Annotated in this window: 16 protein-coding genes and 1 pseudogene; 7 read left to right on the forward strand and 10 right to left on the reverse strand. The window is 68.5% G+C overall.

Annotation, left to right across the window (positions count from 1 at the left end):
• Nucleotides 1-164: 164 nt before the first annotated feature.
• Nucleotides 165-382 (forward strand): annotated as a pseudogene (locus tag VGU03_RS08700) (transposase); the annotation flags it as partial.
• Nucleotides 383-881: 499 nt separating this feature from the next.
• Here VGU03_RS08700 and VGU03_RS08705 read toward each other — a convergent pair.
• The 6 genes from VGU03_RS08705 to VGU03_RS08730 form a co-directional block, all read right to left on the reverse strand.
• Nucleotides 882-1343 carry a hypothetical protein gene (locus tag VGU03_RS08705; RefSeq protein WP_327480001.1) on the reverse strand — a complete coding sequence of 154 codons (462 nt, stop codon included), beginning with the start codon at nt 1341-1343 and terminating at the stop codon, nt 882-884.
• Nucleotides 1340-2506, reverse strand: coding sequence for a sialidase family protein (locus tag VGU03_RS08710; protein WP_327480002.1), 1167 nt, complete (start codon nt 2504-2506; stop codon nt 1340-1342). Before VGU03_RS08710 ends, VGU03_RS08705 begins: the two co-directional genes overlap by 4 nt.
• Nucleotides 2507-2517: 11 nt before the next feature.
• Nucleotides 2518-4776: a TonB-dependent receptor gene (locus VGU03_RS08715; RefSeq protein WP_327480003.1), complete on the reverse strand. Its 2259-nt coding sequence runs from the start codon at nt 4774-4776 to the stop codon at nt 2518-2520.
• Nucleotides 4777-5032: 256 nt separating this feature from the next.
• Nucleotides 5033-5611, reverse strand: a complete 579-nt coding sequence (locus VGU03_RS08720; protein WP_327480004.1) for a response regulator transcription factor — start codon at nt 5609-5611, stop codon at nt 5033-5035.
• Between the two features lie 69 nt (nt 5612-5680).
• The gene (locus VGU03_RS08725) at nt 5681-6949 is read right to left on the reverse strand and encodes an ATP-binding protein (protein WP_327480005.1); all 1269 of its coding nucleotides are present in this window, start codon (nt 6947-6949) and stop codon (nt 5681-5683) included.
• A gap of 41 nt (nt 6950-6990) precedes the next feature.
• The gene (locus VGU03_RS08730) at nt 6991-8547 is read right to left on the reverse strand and encodes an oligopeptide:H+ symporter (protein ID WP_327480006.1); all 1557 of its coding nucleotides are present in this window, start codon (nt 8545-8547) and stop codon (nt 6991-6993) included.
• A 252-nt stretch (nt 8548-8799) separates the two neighbouring features.
• On the opposite strand from VGU03_RS08730, the gene VGU03_RS08735 reads away from it, so the two are divergent.
• The 4 genes from VGU03_RS08735 to VGU03_RS08750 all read left to right on the forward strand — a co-directional run bounded on the left by VGU03_RS08735 (nt 8800) and on the right by VGU03_RS08750 (nt 11267).
• Nucleotides 8800-9186: a diacylglycerol kinase gene (locus tag VGU03_RS08735; RefSeq protein WP_327480007.1), complete on the forward strand. Its 387-nt coding sequence runs from the start codon at nt 8800-8802 to the stop codon at nt 9184-9186.
• Between the two features lie 74 nt (nt 9187-9260).
• Nucleotides 9261-9875 carry a LemA family protein gene (locus VGU03_RS08740; RefSeq protein WP_327480008.1) on the forward strand — a complete coding sequence of 205 codons (615 nt, stop codon included), beginning with the start codon at nt 9261-9263 and terminating at the stop codon, nt 9873-9875.
• Nucleotide 9876: 1 nt separating this feature from the next.
• A complete protein-coding gene (locus VGU03_RS08745; RefSeq protein ID WP_327480009.1) occupies nt 9877-10764 on the forward strand; it encodes a TPM domain-containing protein in 888 nt (295 codons plus the stop codon).
• Nucleotides 10764-11267 carry a TPM domain-containing protein gene (locus tag VGU03_RS08750; RefSeq protein WP_327480010.1) on the forward strand — a complete coding sequence of 168 codons (504 nt, stop codon included), beginning with the start codon at nt 10764-10766 and terminating at the stop codon, nt 11265-11267. Before VGU03_RS08745 ends, VGU03_RS08750 begins: the two co-directional genes overlap by 1 nt.
• A 50-nt stretch (nt 11268-11317) precedes the next feature.
• Here VGU03_RS08750 and VGU03_RS08755 read toward each other — a convergent pair whose 3' ends face one another.
• Nucleotides 11318-13261 carry an alpha/beta hydrolase family protein gene (locus VGU03_RS08755; protein WP_327480011.1) on the reverse strand — a complete coding sequence of 648 codons (1944 nt, stop codon included), beginning with the start codon at nt 13259-13261 and terminating at the stop codon, nt 11318-11320.
• Nucleotides 13262-13446: 185 nt separating this feature from the next.
• On the opposite strand from VGU03_RS08755, the gene lgt reads away from it, so the two are divergent.
• Nucleotides 13447-14325, forward strand: a complete 879-nt coding sequence (gene lgt / locus VGU03_RS08760) for a prolipoprotein diacylglyceryl transferase (protein ID WP_327480012.1) — start codon at nt 13447-13449, stop codon at nt 14323-14325.
• A 59-nt stretch (nt 14326-14384) separates the two neighbouring features.
• Here the strand turns inward: lgt and VGU03_RS08765 are convergent, their stop codons facing one another.
• Nucleotides 14385-15392 carry a TIGR00266 family protein gene (locus tag VGU03_RS08765; RefSeq protein WP_327480013.1) on the reverse strand — a complete coding sequence of 336 codons (1008 nt, stop codon included), beginning with the start codon at nt 15390-15392 and terminating at the stop codon, nt 14385-14387.
• A 173-nt stretch (nt 15393-15565) separates the two neighbouring features.
• Between VGU03_RS08765 and VGU03_RS08770 the strand changes: the two genes are divergently transcribed.
• Nucleotides 15566-16360, forward strand: a complete 795-nt coding sequence (locus VGU03_RS08770) for a thymidylate synthase (protein WP_327480014.1) — start codon at nt 15566-15568, stop codon at nt 16358-16360.
• Here VGU03_RS08770 and VGU03_RS08775 read toward each other — a convergent pair.
• Both VGU03_RS08775 and VGU03_RS08780 read right to left on the reverse strand, forming a co-directional pair.
• Complete coding sequence (locus VGU03_RS08775) at nt 16338-16952, reverse strand: GNAT family N-acetyltransferase (protein ID WP_327480015.1); 615 nt, start codon at nt 16950-16952, stop codon at nt 16338-16340. The genes VGU03_RS08770 and VGU03_RS08775 overlap by 23 nt on opposite strands.
• Before the next feature lie 11 nt (nt 16953-16963).
• Nucleotides 16964-17452, reverse strand: coding sequence for a GNAT family N-acetyltransferase (locus VGU03_RS08780; protein ID WP_327480016.1), 489 nt, complete (start codon nt 17450-17452; stop codon nt 16964-16966).
• Between the last annotated feature and the right edge of the window lie 25 nt (nt 17453-17477).

The following is a 17477-nucleotide window of genomic DNA, read 5'->3' on the forward strand; positions in this document are numbered from 1 at the left end:
CCGACGGCAGTGTCACCCTGAGCGCTGGCAACACCGTGCACATCACCGGTTCGGATGGGCTCAGCCAGACCGGCACGACGATTGACCCACCCCCGGAAAACCGGGCCAATCTAAAATACAGACTTCGTGCCGCATGGGCCCCGTATCACACGAGGAGCCAGGCGATGAAGAAGTCCCGTTTCACCGGAGAGCAGATCGCATACGCGCTCAAGCAAGCCGAGCTCGGCACGACCATGGGCGAGATATGCCGAAAGATGGGCGTGGCGGAGGCGACGTTTCACGTCTGGCGCAAAAAGTACGGCGGACCGGGGCCTTCCGAGCTCAAGCGTCTGCAGCTGTTGGAGGGGAAAACCGCAAGCTCGAGCAACTGGGCTCGCAGCTATTTTGACAATTTCTTGCCTACTCACGGCTTGTGCCACTACGTCCTATAAGCCTAGTGCGCTTGAAGGATTGGGTTTCACTTCATCTGGCTGCGCCGTGCTTCGTAATGATAGCGCCTTCTCAGGCTATCGCTTTTGGGTTGTTACGCAAAAAAATGCGCGTTATGTCGCGGGTGACGCACTTGTCACGCGAGGTACGCGGGTGACGATAGATAAGGTTGAGTCATCATGGGATTTAGAAAATGGTTATCGCATGCGATTGTATCTACGCTCGCCGATAAATGGCGTAAATCACTTTTTTTCCTTGAACACAGTGCATTGAGAAAAGAGATTCTGGGTGACTTTGTCAACCCAATACTCCAGCCCTGCACATAAATTGGTTACAATGTCTCTGAAGCGGGGGCGTCGGCTAGTCAAAGACGTTGGACGGTCACCAGGTGCCAACCGGGTTCGTTCGAGACGTTCTTCGTTTTCGTTTTGCTGCCGCGACGACGCGGCGCCTCAGGGCGCGATCGCCTGCAGCTGCTTCTGCGTTAGCTCGCCGCTGTAGCCCTCTCGCGAGCCGTCGGCGCGGATCACGAGTACGCGGGGCGTTTCACCGCCCCATCCGGCGTCGAGCAGGTAGTTGGTGCGCTCGGGCATCGCATCGGCGTAGGCATAGGCCGGCCACGCATCCATGCCGGCGGCGTGCAGGCGCTCTGCGATGGCCTGGCGCAGGTCGATGTCGTCCGTGGCCACCGTAACCAACTGGATCGTCCCGGGGTGCGAGCGCTGCAGTTGCGCCAGCGCCTTCAGGTTGGGCTCGCAATAGGCGCAGTCCAGTGCCCAGAGCGCAATCAGCCGTTCGCCGCGCGCGGGTGGCGCGAGCAGCGCGGGGATGTCGGCGGCATGGAGCGGTTGCAGCGTGCCCGCCTGGGCGATGGCGCAAACCGACAGCAGCAGGGCGGCGAACCAGTACTTCATCGCGTGGCCTGCACGGGCACCAGCCGGAAGCCGGCCGCGGTATTCCAGGCGACGTAGGCTTGTTCGCCGCGCAGCAGCAGCTGCGGCGAGCCCACCGCGCCGGTGGAGGTCGCCAGGGCGCGGGCCGCGTCGAAATGGAGCCCGCCGTCATCCGAGCGGCGCAGCATCAAGGCCTCGCCCGTGGCGTCGACCTGGTTCCAGGCGACCCACACCGTGGTTCCGCGCGCGGCGATGTCGGCGTGGCTGGCGCCTGCACCGGCGATGGCCTGGGCATGTTCGGGACGATGGCCGGGGACGAGCTGGCCGTACCAGATCGTCGGCTTGCCGCTGGCCTCGTACCAGACGGCGTGGGCCGTGCCGTCCGCGGCGACCGCCAGGCCCGGGCCATGGTGCGGGCAACCGGCAATGTGCCAGCCGTCGAACGTGGCGCGCTCGGCATGGGGCTCGCTGCCGTCCGTGCGCAGCACCGCATAGGCGTGGTCGCGGATGTTGTCGCCGTAGACGGCGCGGAAGAAGGCGGCGATGTCGCCCTGCGGCGTGCGCGCCAGTGCGATGCGGCAGCACTCGCAGCTGTGGTCGATCAGCTTGCGCTCGGGCTGGAAATGCTGGCCGCCGTCATCCGACCATGCGTAGTAGATGCCTGCTCCCAGGTACGGCCTGCCGGCCGCTTCGGCAGCGGCCTGGTCGCGCTTGTCGATCCAGGCCAGCACCACCTTGCCGCGAGCGTCGACGGCCAATGCATCGAACCGGTGGGTGATCTCGGCGCGGTCGCGATGCACGGTGACCGGCGAGGAGAAATGCGCGCCGCCGTCGAGCGAACGGGCGAACCGCACATAGCCGGTCCACGGCTTCGCCCGCGGCTGCGACCAGCTCACGTAGAGCTCGCCGTGCGGTCCGATGGCAAGCTTGGGCCGGTTCTCGCCCTCGGCGTAGATCGGTTCGGGCGTGGCGTTGACCGGTTGCGGCGGGCTCAACGTCCTGCCCAGGTCGTCCGAGTGGCGCAGCCTCACGTGGCCGTCCATAGCGTCCACCACCCACAGCCGGCCATGGGCGTCGAACGCGGCGGTGGCGCCCAGCGGCGGCTCCTTGGGCATCGCCATGCCTTCGTGGGCAAGCGCCATCGGCGCGGCGAGGAGGAGCAGGATCGGCAGCAATCGACGCATCGGCGGCTTCCTCAGAGTTCCCACCGTACTTCGCCGACCCAGGTACGGCCGGCGTAGGGGTGATAGACCCAGTAGCGTGCGTTGGTGAGGTTGTCCACGCCCAGCGACGCGGTCCATCGCGGCGCGAAACGCCAGCGCAATTTGGCATCGGCGACGGTGAAGGAACTGACGGCGCCGTAGGTATCGACGAAGTCGCTGTTGTCCAGCGCGCCGTACTGGCGGCCCGAGCGGCGGATGCCCAGCGAGGCGTCCCAATCCCCGGCGAAGCGGTAATCGGCCAGCAGGCTGGCGCGCAGGCGCGGGATGCGTGGGAACCACTTGCCGTCGGCCAGCGGGTAGCGGCGGTCGTGGAGGGTCTTGGCGTCGTTGATGGCGACGCTGGCGGTCAGGTCCAGTCCGGGCGTCCAGACGTCCGTCACGCTGACCTCGCCCTCGATGCCGCGCAGCCGCGTGAGGTCGATGTTCTGCACGCTGGTGACCGTTGGTGTGACGGTGACGTCGGTCTGCGTGTAGAGCGCATCGGCGATGCGGTCCTGGAACAGCGACACGCGCCAGTGGCCGCCCTCGAACTGCTGCCTGAGGGTCAGGTCGAACGAATCGTCGCGCTCGGGCTTGAGGTTGGGGTCGTTGCCGACGATCGCGTTGGCGGAGATCGAACCCTGGAACAGCTCGGCGACCGTGGGGTAGCGCACCGCCTTGCCGTAGGCCAGGCGAAGTTGCCAGCCCGGGACGAAATCCCACTCGAGCGCGGCCTTGGGCGAGAGATCGCTGCGCCGGCGGTCGCCGTAACGCAGCAGTGTGCCGCCGGCATCGGCGCGGCTGCCCGCGTAGGCGCGCCATTGCTCCCAGCGCGCGCCGAGGGTCAGCGCCCAATCGGGCCGGAAGCTCCACACGTCCTGCAGGTAGGCGGCACGGGTCTGCGTGCGGCCGGCGAAGGCGCTGCCGAGCAGACCGTCGGCAGCGCCGCGCCAATCGCTGGCGGTATGCACGCGCGAGTCGAGCACATAGCGGTCGCCGTGCACGCCGGCGTAGAGCATGTGGGTCTCGCCCAGCGGGCCGGAACTGCGCAGGTCCAGCGTGTCCCAGCCGGAGCCGGCATTGTCGGCGATGCTGCCGGGGCCGCCGATCGGACCCACCGGCGGCGGCAGGGACGCGGTGCGCGCCTGTGCGCGGGCGAAGTCGTAGTGGCTGGCGACGGCGGTCCAGCGCCAGCCGCTGTCCAGGCGGCCGTTGAGCTCGGCGCCGTAGAGCAGGTGCGTGTCCTGGTTGGCGGTAGGCGCCAAGCCGCTCGGCGGCAGCGTCCAGGTACTGCCGTAGGCGCTGACCGTGCCTGCGGTGACCGGCTGGCCGGCGGCGTCGCGCAGGAAGCTGCGCGTGTGGTCTTCGGCATGGTTGTGCCACCAGCCGAGCGTGAACAGGGCCGCGACCTGGTCGGTGATGTCGACGCCCAGCTTGAGCTTGGCCTGCGTCTGCACCGTGTGCTCGATGCTGTTGGCGCCGTAGACCAGGCGAGGGCTGCCGTTCGGGTTGCGGTCGGCGGTGGCTCCGCTGACCGGCACCGCTGCGGCGGCATTGCCGCCTGCCTTGGCCGTGGCGTACTGCATCGGCTGGCCCTGGTTGTCGAGCCGGTCGACGCTGAGCAGCCAGCTCCAGCGACCCTGCCTGTCGCCGAGCGAGGCGGCGAGGTGGCGACCGTCGTAATGGCCGCCGGCTCCGTAGGCGTCGTGGAAATCCTGGCTGAAATACTGGGCGCTGGCGCTGGCGGTGAGCCGCCCGGGCAGGCGGGTGTGGATCAGCACCGTGGTGCCCAGCGAATTGCCCGGATAGAGCGCGGAGTAGGGGCCGTAGAGCACGTCCACCGCGCCGATTTCCCCGGGCGTGACCATGCCCCAGCGCGGTGCGCCGTCGTAGCCGTTGGTCATCAGGTTGGAAAGCAGCAGGCCGTCGGAATAGACCAGGCTGCGCGCGCTCTGCAAGGTGCCTGCGTTGCGCCCGCTGATGACCGCATTGGGATCGCCGATGTAGCGCTCGCGCACCTGCACGTTCGGCGCGAAGCGCAGCGCATCGGCGGTGCTGGTCACGTTCTGCTGCTGCAGCCGCTCGCGGGTGACGTGCACGGCGACCGCGGGCGTTTCGGTGACCTGGCTGTCGCTCGCATGGACCATCACCGGCGAGAGCGTGGTCGCCTGCGGCGGGGCATCGGCGGCAGGCAGGAAGCCAGGCAGCGCCAGCAGGGCGAGCGCGCACAGACCGGGGGATCGGGGAGGCATGGGCGACTCTGGAGGTGGGTCTAGGCTCGGCAGCATAGCGTCGCCACTGTGTACGACCAGATGACTCGTTGTCGCAGCGGAATGTGTCAAGCGCGCCGCTGCGCGCTTATGCCGCAGATGCGCCTGCGAGGGCGGGCCATGCGGGAGCCTGCGGGTCTGGACCCGGCGGACCGCTCGGCCAGCGGCGTGCTGGAGAGCCAACCCGCTTTGCTGCGCAACCCCGGACGCATTCCACGCACGCGGTTGCCACGGACGGCTATTCCCCCGGCTCGGGCCGCTCGCGCACCGGATGCTTGCTCAACTTGCGCTGCAGGGTGCGCCGATGCATTCCCAGCCGCCGCGCGGTTTCGGAAATGTTGCCGTCGCATTCGGTCAGCACGCGCTGGATGTGCTCCCACTCCAGGCGGCGCAGGGCGAGCGGCGCCTCGGGCGCCTCCGGCGGTTCGTCGTCGATCCCTGCGGCGCCTTCGCCTTCGAGCAGCGCGCGCACCACCGCGTCGGCGTCGACCGGCTTGGCCAGGTAATCGTGCGCGCCGCGCTTGATCGCCTCCACGGCCGTGGCGATCGAGGCATAGCCGGTGAGCAGCAGGATGCGCATCTGCGGCACCAGCGCGTGCAGTTCGGAGATCAGCTTGAGGCCGTTCTCCTCGCCCAGCTTGAGGTCGAGCACGCAATAGCGCGGCTGGTGGCGGCGGGCCAGCACGCGGGCCTCGTCGGCGCGGGTGGCGCCGATCGCCTCGAAACCGCGCGAGGCGAGCGCCCGCGAGAGCACGCGCACGAAGGTGGCGTCGTCATCGACGATCAGCAGTTGGCGGGAGGCGTTGGCGTCGTTCATGAGGACCGCGGGGGACGAAGGGAGGACGGACATTCTTGCCCGAGTTCGCCATGCACGCACGCGATCGGGTCAGCCGGCGCCGATCACGGCCAGCGGCAGGCGCAGGCGCACCTGGGCACCGTGCGCGGTATTGCCGGACGTCAGCTGGCCATTCAGGCGTTCGGCGGTGGCTTCGGCCAGTGCCAGGCCCAGGCCCAGGCCGCCCTGCTTGCCGCTGCGGCCGAGCGCGACCGGTTCGCCGCCGGCGCCGAAGCCGGGGCCGTGGTCGCAGATGGCCAGTTCGAGCCAGCCCGCGTCGCTGTGGATCTTCAGTTCGACCTCGGCCGAACCGCACGAAGCGGAGGCATCGGCAGCGTTGTTGAGCAGGTTGATCAGTGCGTGGCGCAATCCGGGCGGCACGCGCAGCACCAGGCGCGCGGTGGACTCGGAGAGCTCGAGCGTCAGATCGGCCTCCGGGCGCAGCAACTGGAAGCGCTCCAGGCAGCCCTGCACGAAGGCCTGCAGCGGCATCTGCTCGGCTTCCTGCGAGAGCTGGGTCTGGCCGAAGGCGACCATCTCGCGCAGGATTCCGCGGCAGCGCTCGACCTGCTCCTCGAGCAGGACCAGGTCGTCGGCCAGGCCCGGGTCGGAGGCATGCTCGCGGCGAAGCTCGGGCAGCAGCATGCGCATGGTCGCCAGCGGCGTATTGAGCTCGTGCGCGGCGCCGGCGGCCTGGGTGGCGATGGCGAGAATGCCCTCGTCGCGCAGGGCGCGCTCGCGCACCCGCTGCACTTCCAGTTGCTGCATCCGCAGCGCCCGCGCCAGCCGGTTGATGAAGAAGCCCAGCAACAGCGCCATGATCACGAAGTTCACGCCCATGCCCAGGACGTGCAGCGGGAAGCCGCTGCCGTGCATGGGCATCGGCAGCGGCAGGTAACTGTGGATCAGCGTCAGGTAGGCGATGCCGGTGAGCACCGCCACGGCGAGCACCGCCGGCAGCGACAAGGCCGCCGCCGCCAGTGCGATCGGCACCAGCAACAGGGTCACGAAGGGGTTGCTGGCGCCGCCGGTGAAATAGAGCAGGTAGCCCAGTACCAGCGTATCGACCGCGACGTGGCCGATGGTCTCCCATTCGCGCACCGGCCAGGGCTGGCCGAGCCGCCAGGCGGCGAACACGGCGAACACGGCCAGCGCCGCGATGCCGGTCAGCAGCGGCAGCACCGGAATCGACAGCTGCATCCACAGCGCGCACACCAGCACCGCCACGCTCTGCCCGGCGATGGCGCACAGGCGCAGCCAGGCCAGCGTGCGTGTCAGCGCGAAGGGACCGATGCGTCGGCTGGCTTGCCCGTGTGGCATGGTGCTGGGAGGCGCCGCGATCCGCGCGGCGCCTGGCCGGATCAGCCCGGGAGTTCCCAGCCTTCCTCGCTGCGCACCGGCGGCAGCGGGTCGGCCGCGGCGGCATGCTCGGCGTGGCTGTTGGAGAGCTTCTTCATCAGCGGCAGCACCGCCACGGCGATCGCCGTGCAGCCCAGGCCCACGAAGCCGAGCTTGTTGAACAGGCTGGTGTAGATCGCCAGCGACTGCACCGGGTCGGCGAGGCCTTCGGGGATGTGCGCATAGTTGGCCACCACGCTGCCCAGGTATTGCGAGATACCCACGGCAACGTAGTAGGCGCCCATCATGAAGCCGCCCATGCGGGCCGGCACGTAGCGGGCGATCATCGCCAGCCCCAGGCCGCTGACCAGCAGCTCGCCCAGCGAATACAGCCCATAGCCCCAGATCATCGTCCAGGAGGAAACCTGCCCGCCGACCGCGCCCAGCGCGCCGAAGCCGTACATGAAAAAGCCCAGGGCCACCGCGGCGAAACCCAGCGCGAACTTGGCGGCGACGGAGGGGTCCTTGCCGACCCTGCCGAGCCCGTTGTAGATCAGCACCAGCACGGGGCTCAGCACCACGATCCAGATCGCGTTCAAGTTCTGGTACTGCTCGGGGATCCAGTTGAACAGGTGCAGCCCGAACACGTTCATCGACAGATCGACGTTGTGCTGCGCGAACAGGTTCAGCGAGGTCGCCATCTGCGCATAGAAGATGAAGAAGAAGATCGTCTGCACGGTGAGCACGAGGGCGGCGATCAGGCCGGCGCGCTCGGTCCGTTCGCTGCTGCGGATCAGGTGCAGGAAAATGCCGAGGATCACCAGGCCGGCGGCGTACACGCAGATCTTCGCCACGAGCAGGCTCTGCAGGATGAAGGCGGCGACGAACACCAGCGCCACCGCGGCAGCCGCCACGCCGGCGACGCGCGGCATGCTGAGCGGGCGCTCGTCCGCTGGCGAACCGATGTGCGCCAGCGTGCGGTACATCAGCAGGTAGTTGCCCAGGCCCAGCAACAGGCCGACCGCGCAGGCGCCGAAGGCGGTGTGCCAGCCCATCGCGTCACCGTAGGCCGCGCCGACGACGTCACGGATCCATGGCGTCAGCGTCATGGAGATCATCGAGCCGACGTTCACCGCCATGTAGTAGATGGTGAACGCGCTATCGATGCGGGTGTCGTCGCCCTCGTAGATCTTGCGCACGAGGTTGCCGGCGTTCGGCTTGAAGAAGCCGTTGCCGACGATGATCACGCCCAGCGCGAAGTAGGTCAGGTAAGGGTCGTTGGAGGGGATCCACAGCAGCGCGTAGCCCAGCATCAGCACCACCGCGCCGGTGAGCATCGTGCGGCGGGTGCCGATCAGCTTGTCGCCGACCCAGCCGCCGATGGCGGGCGTGGCGTAGATCAGCGCCGCGGCCGCGCCCCACACCAGGTTGGCGTGGGTATCGACGAAACCGAGCTTCTTCATCATGTAGGTGACCATCAGCACCTGCATGCCGTAGAAGCCGAAGCGCTCCCACATTTCGATCAGGAAGACGGTGCTGAAGGATCGTGTCTGGGACACGGGAGGATTCTGGACTGCCATGGGAATTCCGAGCGGATGGATACTGACTGCCGCTGCGCGGCCTGCTCTGCAACCCTGAACCGGGCTACAACCATTCGAGGTTAACCCATCCGCCGCAGCGGTAACGCTGCACTGCGACAAGCCGTGCGCCGGCCGTCGCTGTGGCATCATCGCGCGCCTGTCGCCGACGCAAAGACGAGTACCGACACCATGCCGACTGATCCGCTTCCGCCGTTTGCGGCCGTCGTCCGGCATTGCGGAGCCTGATCGCGCATGGCCGCCGAAGGTTTCCGCGGGCCGCGGCAACTGTGGAACGCGTTGCGCTGGTCGATGAAGGGGCTGCGCGCCGGCTGGCGCCACGAAGCCTCGTTCCGCTTCGAGGTATGCCTGGCGGTCGTGGTCTTTCCGCTGGGCCTGTACCTCGGCCACGGGGCGTTGGAGAAACTGGCGCTGGTGTTGCCGATGTTCCTGGTGCTCTCGGTGGAGTTGCTGAACTCGGCGATCGAGGCGGTGGTCGACAAGGTCAGTCCGGATTTTCATGAACTGGCGGGGCGCGCCAAGGACATGGGCTCGGCCGCGGTGTTCGTGCTGCTGGTGTTCATGGGGCTGAGCTGGGCGTTGATCGTTGGGCCGCGGCTGCCGGCCTTGTTGCAGGGCTGAGCCGCACGGCCACGCCGTTGACGCTGGCCGGAGGCTGCCCCTACGCTGGCCTTCTCACAGATCGGAGCGCCGTCATGAAGACTCTTCGCGTATTCGCGCTGTCGCTGCTTGCCGTGTTCCTGAGCGGCTGCGGCTACAACGCCATCCAGCGCCAGGACGAGGCGGTGAAAGCCTCCTGGTCGGAGGTGCTCAACCAGTATCAGCGCCGCGCCGACCTGGTGCCGAACCTGGTCAATACCGTCAAGGGCTACGCGCAACACGAAGAGCGCGTGCTCACCGAGGTCACCAACGCCCGCGCCCGTGTCGGCAGCGTGCAGGTGACGCCGGACATGATCGACGACGCGGCCAAGCTCAAGCAGTTCCAGCAGGCGCAGGGCGAGCTCTCCAGCGCGCTCTCGCGCCTGATGGTGGTCAGCGAGAACTACCCGAACCTCAAGGCCGACGGCCTGTTCCAGAACCTGCAGGCGCAGCTGGAAGGCACCGAGAACCGCATCACCGTGGCGCGCAACCGCTACGTGCAGGCAGTGCAGCAGTACAACGGCATGATCCGCACCTTCCCCAACAACCTCACCGCGAAGATGTTCGGCTACCAGGTGAAGCCGAACTTCGGCGTGGAGAACGAGAAGGCCATTTCCACCGCGCCGACGGTGGACTTCGGCAGCCCGGCGCACGCCGCCTCGACGCACTGAGATGGCCGCTCGCCTGCCACGGCTGGCGTGGCTGCTGCTCGCCCTGCTGCTCGCCGCGGCGCCCCGCCTGCGAGCCGCGGAAGTACCCACGCTCAGCCGCCACGTCACCGACCTGACCGGCACGCTCGACGCGCAGCAGGTCGATCAGCTCGACGCGCAGCTGGTCGACCTGGAGAAGCGCAAGGGCGCCCAGCTGGTCGTACTGGTGATCGGCAGCACGGGTGAGCAGGACATCGAAAGCTATTCGCTGGCCGTCGCCGAGCAGAACAAGGTCGGGCGCAAGGGCACCGATGACGGCGTGCTGCTGCTGGTCGCCAAGAACGACCGGCGCGTGCGCATCGAGGTCGGCTACGGGCTGGAGGGCGCGATACCGGACGCGGCCACCGCGCGCATCATCCGCGAGTACATGGCGCCGAAGTTCCGCGTGAACGACTACTACGGTGGCATCCGCGATGCGGTCGGCGCGCTGACGCAGTTGATCGACGGTGAACCGCTGCCGCCGCCGGTGCAGGGAGCGCCGACCGGGCATCGCGGGCTGGGGTTGCAGCACGCGTTGTTCATCGGCGTCTTCATCGCGTTCTTCCTGCGCAATCTGTTCGGCCGTGCCCATCTGTTCGTGCGCACGCCGCTGGGTGCGGGCATCACCGGTTTCGTACTGTGGCTGCTCGCCGCGAGCCTGGGTGCGGCCATGCTGGGGGCGGTGATCGGCGGGGTGCTGATGCTGCTGCCCGGTGGCGGCGGCCGATCGATCGGCGGCGGTGGCTGGGGCGGCTGGGGTGGCTTCGGCGGCGGCGGCTTCGGAGGAGGTGGTTTCGGCGGCGGCGGGGGCGGCGGCTTCAGCGGCGGCGGCGGAAGCTTCGGCGGCGGCGGTTCCTCGGGGAGCTGGTGATGACGCGCCTGCAGCGAATGCTCGCGAACCTGTTCGGCGGCTGGTTCCAGTTGCGCCGGCGCTTCCCGTCGGCATTGCTGGATGAGCTGGCCGATGCCGTGAGCGCGGGCGAACGCAGCCATCTGGGCGAGATCCGCTTCGCGCTCGAGTCGCGCTTGCCCTTGAGCGCGGCGCTCGCCGGTCTGGACGCGCGGCTGCGCGCGCAGGCGGTGTTCGCCCAGTTGCGCGTCTGGGATACCGAGGAGAACACCGGCGTGCTGATCTACCTGCTGCTTTCGGAGCAGCGGATCGAGATCGTCGCCGACCGCGGTATCGCCCACCGCGTCGCGCAGTCGCAGTGGGATGCGATCTGCCTGCGCATGCGCGACGCCTTCGCACGGGCACGGTGGCGCGAAGGCAGCCTGGCGGGCATCGAGGCCGTGCATGCACTGCTGCGCGAGCATTTCCCGGCGGACGACCGGCCCAATCCGGACGAGCTTCCGGACCGCCCCGTACTGCTTTGAAAAAAAAACGGCCGCCCTGCGGCGGCCGTGTGGCTTGAGCGGTCTCGGTATCAGGCGCCCTTGCCGATGTGCTTCTCCAGGAACGCCTGCAGCGCGTTGTAGAAATCCACGCGGTTCTTCTCGTCGTAGAAGCCGTGGCCCTCGCCCGGCTTGCTCATCCACTCGTACGGTTTGTGTGCGGCGTCGAGCGCGGCGCGCATGGCCTTGGCCTGGGCGAAGGGCGCGCGTTGGTCGTCCTCGCCGTGGATCAGCAGCACCGGCACGTCGATCTTGTCGGCGAGCTTGTCGGGCGAGTTGGCGTCCAGGTCGGCGTCGTCCTTGCCGATGACCATCGTCAGATAGCTGCGGCCGGTCTTGCTTTCGCGCACGTCGCCCTTGGCGTACATCATCTTGAGGTCGTAGACGCCGGCGTAGCCGACCGCGCACTTGAACAGGCCCGGCGCGCGGATAGTCGTCATCATCGCCGAGTAGCCGCCGAAGCTGCCGCCGTAGACGCAGATCCGTGCCGGATCGGCATAGTGCTGCGCCACGGCCCAGCGGACTCCGTCGGTCAGGTCCTGCTGGATGCGCGTGCCCCACTTGAGATAGCCCGCTTCCTGGAAGTCTTCGCCACGGCCGCCCGAGCCGCGGTAGTTGACCTGCAGCACCAGGTAGCCGCGGTTGGCGAGGAACTGGGCGTCGTCGTCGTACGACCAGTCATCGCTGACGCCGATGGGCCCGCCGTGGGGCAGCAGCACCATCGGCAGGCCGGTTTCGCCGCGGCCGGGCGGCAAGGTCAGGATGGCCTCCAGTTCGGTGCCGTCGCTGGCCTTGAAGCGCATGGGGCGGCGCTCCGCCATTTTTGCCGGGTCGATCCAGGGCGCTGCGTCGAACAGCTTGCGCACCTTGTAGGTGTGTGTGTCGATCAGCAGGTAGGTGCCCGGGTTGCGGTCGCTTGTCACGCTGAACAGCAGTTGCCCGCCGTCCTCGCTGTAGTTGATGAAGTGCAGGTACTGGCCGGGAAACTTCAGGCTGAGCGCGCGATGCAGCTTGGCCGCTGGCAGGTTCGGGTCGATGTAGCTTGCCTGCGGCACCCCGGTTTCGGAAACGGCGGCAAAGGGCTGGCGCGGCAGCGGCGTCCATTCGATCGTGCCGACGCTGCCGAAGCCGGCGGCGTCAAGCACCTGGCGGTTGGTGCCGGACTCGTCCTGCAGCACCAGCGAGGCCGGCCCGCCGGCGGGGTCGTATAGGGCGTAGATGTGCTGCTGGTCCGGGGCGACCTCGACGGGCGAGAAGCTGCCGACCTGCGCGGCCGGCAGTTGCCGCCAATGGTCGTTGTCCCGGTGGTAGACCACGTAATCGAAATTCTCGTTGCGGCCGTAGGCATAGCGAGGCCGTCCGTCGTCACCGACCAGGAAGCTCATGTTGCCGACCCCGATGTCGGCCAGCAGATGGCGCGTATTGGCAGTGGCGTCGACGTCGTACAGCGAACTGCTGCTCTCGGAGGACCAACTGGTGACGGCCATGTAGAAATGGCCGTTGGCCCTGTCCGGCAGTCCGTCGATGAAACCCCATCCCCGGTCCCGGCCGCGGGTCTGCGCGCGCGTGCCGTACATGGAGTCGTAGCCGTACAGGTAATCCTGGTTCTTGCCGTCGATATCGCTGGCGAGGATTTCGCCGGTGTAGGCCGGCCGGTCGATCGATCCGAACTCCTTGCCTTTGGCCACCACCAGCCGCGTCGGGCCGACCCAATGGATGTCCAGCGGCAGTTCGTATTTGGGCATGCGCAGCATGCTCGCAGGCTTGGACATGTCCTCCACGCGGTAGACCACCAGGGCGTGCTGGCTGCCCTCGTCCCAACGCACCGCCAGGTACTTGCCGTCGGGCGAGAGCCGGGGCATCGACAGTTGCGGGTGGCGCGCGAAATCCTCCACCGGCAGCAGGTCGGCCGACGCGGCGATCGCGGGCGCCAAAAGCATGGCCGCGCAAAGCACGGTCCGTGTGAATCGGTTCATCGTCCCTTCCCCCTGGGCTCCTGGTGGCAGGCGCGGACGCCGGGAGTACGACGTCCGGCCAGGGGGGCATCCCCATGCCGCCCCGATGCCCACGATTCTAGTCACGGCCGGTCGGGCGCCGAAAGGGCCTGCGCCGCGCGGACCGGCCCGGCTACACTTGGGACTTTGCCCGGCCGCGCCCAGCCATGACCCAGCCCTTCACCGTCCACTTCGATCCGGTCGCCTTCCACGTCGGGCCCGTGCAGGTGCACTGGTATGGGCTGATGTACCTGCTGGGCTTCCTGGGCGCCGGCCTGCTGGGCGAGCGGCGCCGGCGCGAGGGGCGCCTGCCGGTCAGCCGCGACGCGCTGAGCGACCTGGCTTTTTACGCCATGCTGGGCATCATCGTGGGCGGACGCGTGTGGTACATGCTGTTCTACTACGCCGGCGGCCCGCATTGGATCTGGACCGACCCGTTGGCGCTGTTCAAGGTGTGGGACGGCGGCATGAGCTTCCATGGCGGCTTGCTCGGCGTGCTCGCGGCCGCCTGGTGGTGGTCGCGGCGCCATCGGCTGCATTTCTTCGACACCATGGACTTCGTGGCGCCGCTGGTTCCGCTGGGACTCGGACTCGGCCGGCTGGGCAACTTCATCAACGGCGAGCTGTGGGGCAAGCCAGGCAGCGTGCCCTGGGCGATGATCTTTCCCAACGCGCATGCCGAGGACCTGCAGTTGGCGGCCGGCCAGCCGGCGCTGGCGCAACAGCTGGCGCGCTTCGGCGGCCTGCCGCGGCACCCCTCGGAGCTCTACGAGATGGCGCTGGAGGGCGCAGTGATGTTCGCGGTGCTGTGGCTGGTATCGATGAAGCCCCGGCCGCGCTACCTGGTTTCGGGCCTGTTCGCGCTGCTCTACGGCTGCTTCCGCTTCGCCGTCGAATTCGTGCGCGTGCCCGACCCCCAGCTCGGCTACCTGGCCTGGGGCTGGCTGACCATGGGGCAGGTGCAGTCGCTGCCGCTGGTCGTGGTCGGGCTGGTGCTGGTGGCGCTTTCGCGCCGGGCGCCGACGCTGGCGCTGGCGGCGCGTTGAATCGGGCAGGTTGAATCGGCAGGGCGGGCTTGTGTCCCGCCCTGTCGATCGGCGCACGGCTAGAAGTTGCGGTCACCGCCGATCAGGTCACCCAGGCCGCCGAGGATCGAACCTTCGCCGCGGCGCTGCCCGCCGCCCTGCGGCGCGGCCGCCAGCATGCGGCCGGCCAGGCGCGAGAACGGCAGCGATTGCAGCCAGACCTTGCCCGGGCCGGTCAGCGTGGCCAGGAACACCCCTTCGCCGCCGAACAGCATGCTCTTGATGCCGCCGACGGGCCGCACGTCCATGCTGACCGTGTCGTGGAAGGCCACCACGCAGCCGGTATCCACGTCCAGCCGCTCGCCGGGCTTGAGCTCGCGCTCGACCACGGTGCCGCCGGCGTGCACGAACACCCAGCCGTCGCCCTCGAGCTTTTGCATGATGAAGCCCTCGCCGCCGAACAGGCCGGTGAGGATCTTGCGCTGGAAGAAGATGCCCAGCGACACGCCGCGCGCGCCGGCCAGGAAGGAATCCTTCTGGCAGATCAGCCGCCCGCCGTGATCGGAGAGCTTCATCGCCATCACCGTGCCCGGATAGGGCGCGGCGAAGGCGACCTTGGCCTTGCCGCTGCCGGTGTGCGTGAACACGGTGGTGAACAGGGTATCGCCCGTGACCACGCGCTTGCCGGCGGAAATCAGCTTGTCCATGAGGCCGCCGCCTTGCGAGGCGGTCGAGCCGTCGCCGAAGATGGTGTCCATCTGCACGGCCGCTTCCTTGTACATCAGGGCGCCCGCCTCGGCGATGGCGCTCTCGCCCGGGTCCAGCTCCACTTCGACGAATTGCATGTCGTTGCCGACGATGCGGTAGTCGATCTCGTCCGACGCCCCGTGGCGCCCGGCCGGTGCGGGCGGAGGCGCCACGGCCACGGCGGTGGAGGCCAGGAATACGCTGTGGATCGGCCGCCATTCGCCGAAGCCTTCCTTCCAGCAGTAGCCGTCCGGGCGGCTGTGCGCCTGGGCGCGCGCGGCCTCGTCGTCCAGCGGGCCGATGCGTTCGTTGTTGCCGTAGCTGAAGTACCACTGGGTCATGTGCGCCGCCCGCTGGGAGATGGGCTTCGGAGTCTAGGTCCGCGCCGCAGCCCGGGCGAGTGACGGATGTCATTGGACGCCAGGGCATCGGCCCGGATCCGAATTCCGCGCTTGTGCGGAGTTCCAGGGAGCCGGTTGGGGCAAGCGCCGCCCCTGCCGCTAGAATCCATTCCATGCGCGCCTACCTCGACCTGCTCGACCACGTGCTCCACCACGGCACGGAAAAGACCGACCGCACCGGCACCGGCACCAGGAGCGTGTTCGGCTGGCAGATGCGCTTCGACCTCGGCCAGGGTTTTCCGCTGGTCACCACCAAGAAGGTGCACTGGAAGTCGGTGGTGCACGAGCTGATCTGGTTCCTGCGCGGCGACACCAACGTCGCCTACCTCAAGGAACACGGCGTCAGCATCTGGGACGAGTGGGCCGACGCCGAGGGCAACCTGGGGCCGGTCTACGGCAGGCAGTGGCGCGCCTGGCCGACCGCCGACGGCGGCACCGTCGACCAGATCCGCTGGGTGGTGGACGAAATCCGCCGCAATCCCGATTCGCGCCGGTTGATCGTCAGCGCCTGGAATGTCGGCGAACTGCCGAAGATGGCGCTGATGCCCTGCCACACGCTGTTCCAGTTCTACGTGGCCGACGGCAGGCTCTCCTGCCAGCTCTACCAGCGCTCGGGCGACATCTTCCTGGGCGTGCCGTTCAACATCGCCAGCTACGCGCTGCTCACCCACATGGTGGCGCAGGTGTGCGGGCTGGGCGTGGGCGACTTCGTGCACACGCTGGGCGACGCGCACCTGTACGGCAACCATGTCGAGCAGGCGCGCCTGCAACTGTCCCGCGAGCCGCGGCCGTTGCCGCGCGTGGCGCTCAACCCGCAAGTGCGGGCGTTGGAGGACTTCCGCTTCGAAGACGTCGCCCTGGAGGGCTACGACCCGCATCCGGCGATCAAGGCGCCCGTTGCTGTGTAGGGCGGTCGAGGCCGCCCGGCCCTGCCTCGCCGGCGAGCAGCCGCTTCAATTCCGCGGCGTCGCGAAGCAGCTCGAACGGCGTCACCGGGGCCGGATGTTCCGGTGGCGTCTGCAAGGTCTTCTGCCACACCCCCACGTCCCACCAGCGGCCGAGCTTGTAGCCGCTCTGCCGCCACACGCCGGCGGGCGCAAAGCCCATCGTCTCGTGCAACCGCACGCTGGCTTCGCCGGGCAAGGTGATCACGCCGACCGCCTGGTTGATGCCCTGCAGGCGCATCGCTTCCAGCAGCACGCCGTACAGGCGCCGGGCGATGCCTCTGCGGCCGGCATCCTCGCGCACGTAGATCGAGGTTTCGGCGATCCAGTCGTAGGCGGCGCGTTCGCGGAAGCGGCTGGCGTACGCGTAGGCGAGCACCTCGCCGTCGCTTTCCCACACCAGCCAGGGATACTGCGCCAGGCGCGCGACGATGCGCTCGCGCATCGCGGTCACGCCGGGCAGGGCGGTCTCGAAGGTGGCCACGCCATGGGTGACCGACGGGGCGTAGATCGCATGCACCGCGGCGGCGTCGTCGGGGCGGGCGATGCGGATCATGCCGTCCATCGTCAGAGCTGACGCAGGTAATAGCGGTCGCAGCCGTGGTGGCCGGTGCCGCCCATCGCCGCGCAGATCGGCGTGAAGCCGCTGCGCCGGTACAGCGCCTGCGCCGCGTCCATGCCGGTGAGGGTTTCCAGGTAGCAGCGCCGGTATCCCATGGTGCGCGCCGCGTCCAGGCAGCGCTGCATCATCGCGGTGCCCGCGCCGATGCCGCGCGCCTGCGGCAGGAAGTACATCTTGCGCAGCTCGCACACGTCCGGCTCGCCGCCCTCCAGCGGCGCCACGCCGGCGCCGCCGATGACCGCGCCGTCGCGCTCGACCACGAAGTAGGCGCAGCCGGGCCGCGCGTAGGCCTCGGCCATGTGATCGACTTCCGTGTCGTGGATGGCGAAGCCCGGGCCGTCGGCGCCGAACTCGGGCATCACGGTGCGGATGATCGACGCCACCGCGGCATCGTCGGCAGGTTCGATCGGGCGGATCAGGAAGTTTGCGGTCATGGGGCGTAGAAGTGGGTGTAGGGAA

This window comes from Frateuria sp. (assembly GCF_035944355.1).
Taxonomy (GTDB): domain Bacteria; phylum Pseudomonadota; class Gammaproteobacteria; order Xanthomonadales; family Rhodanobacteraceae; genus Frateuria_A.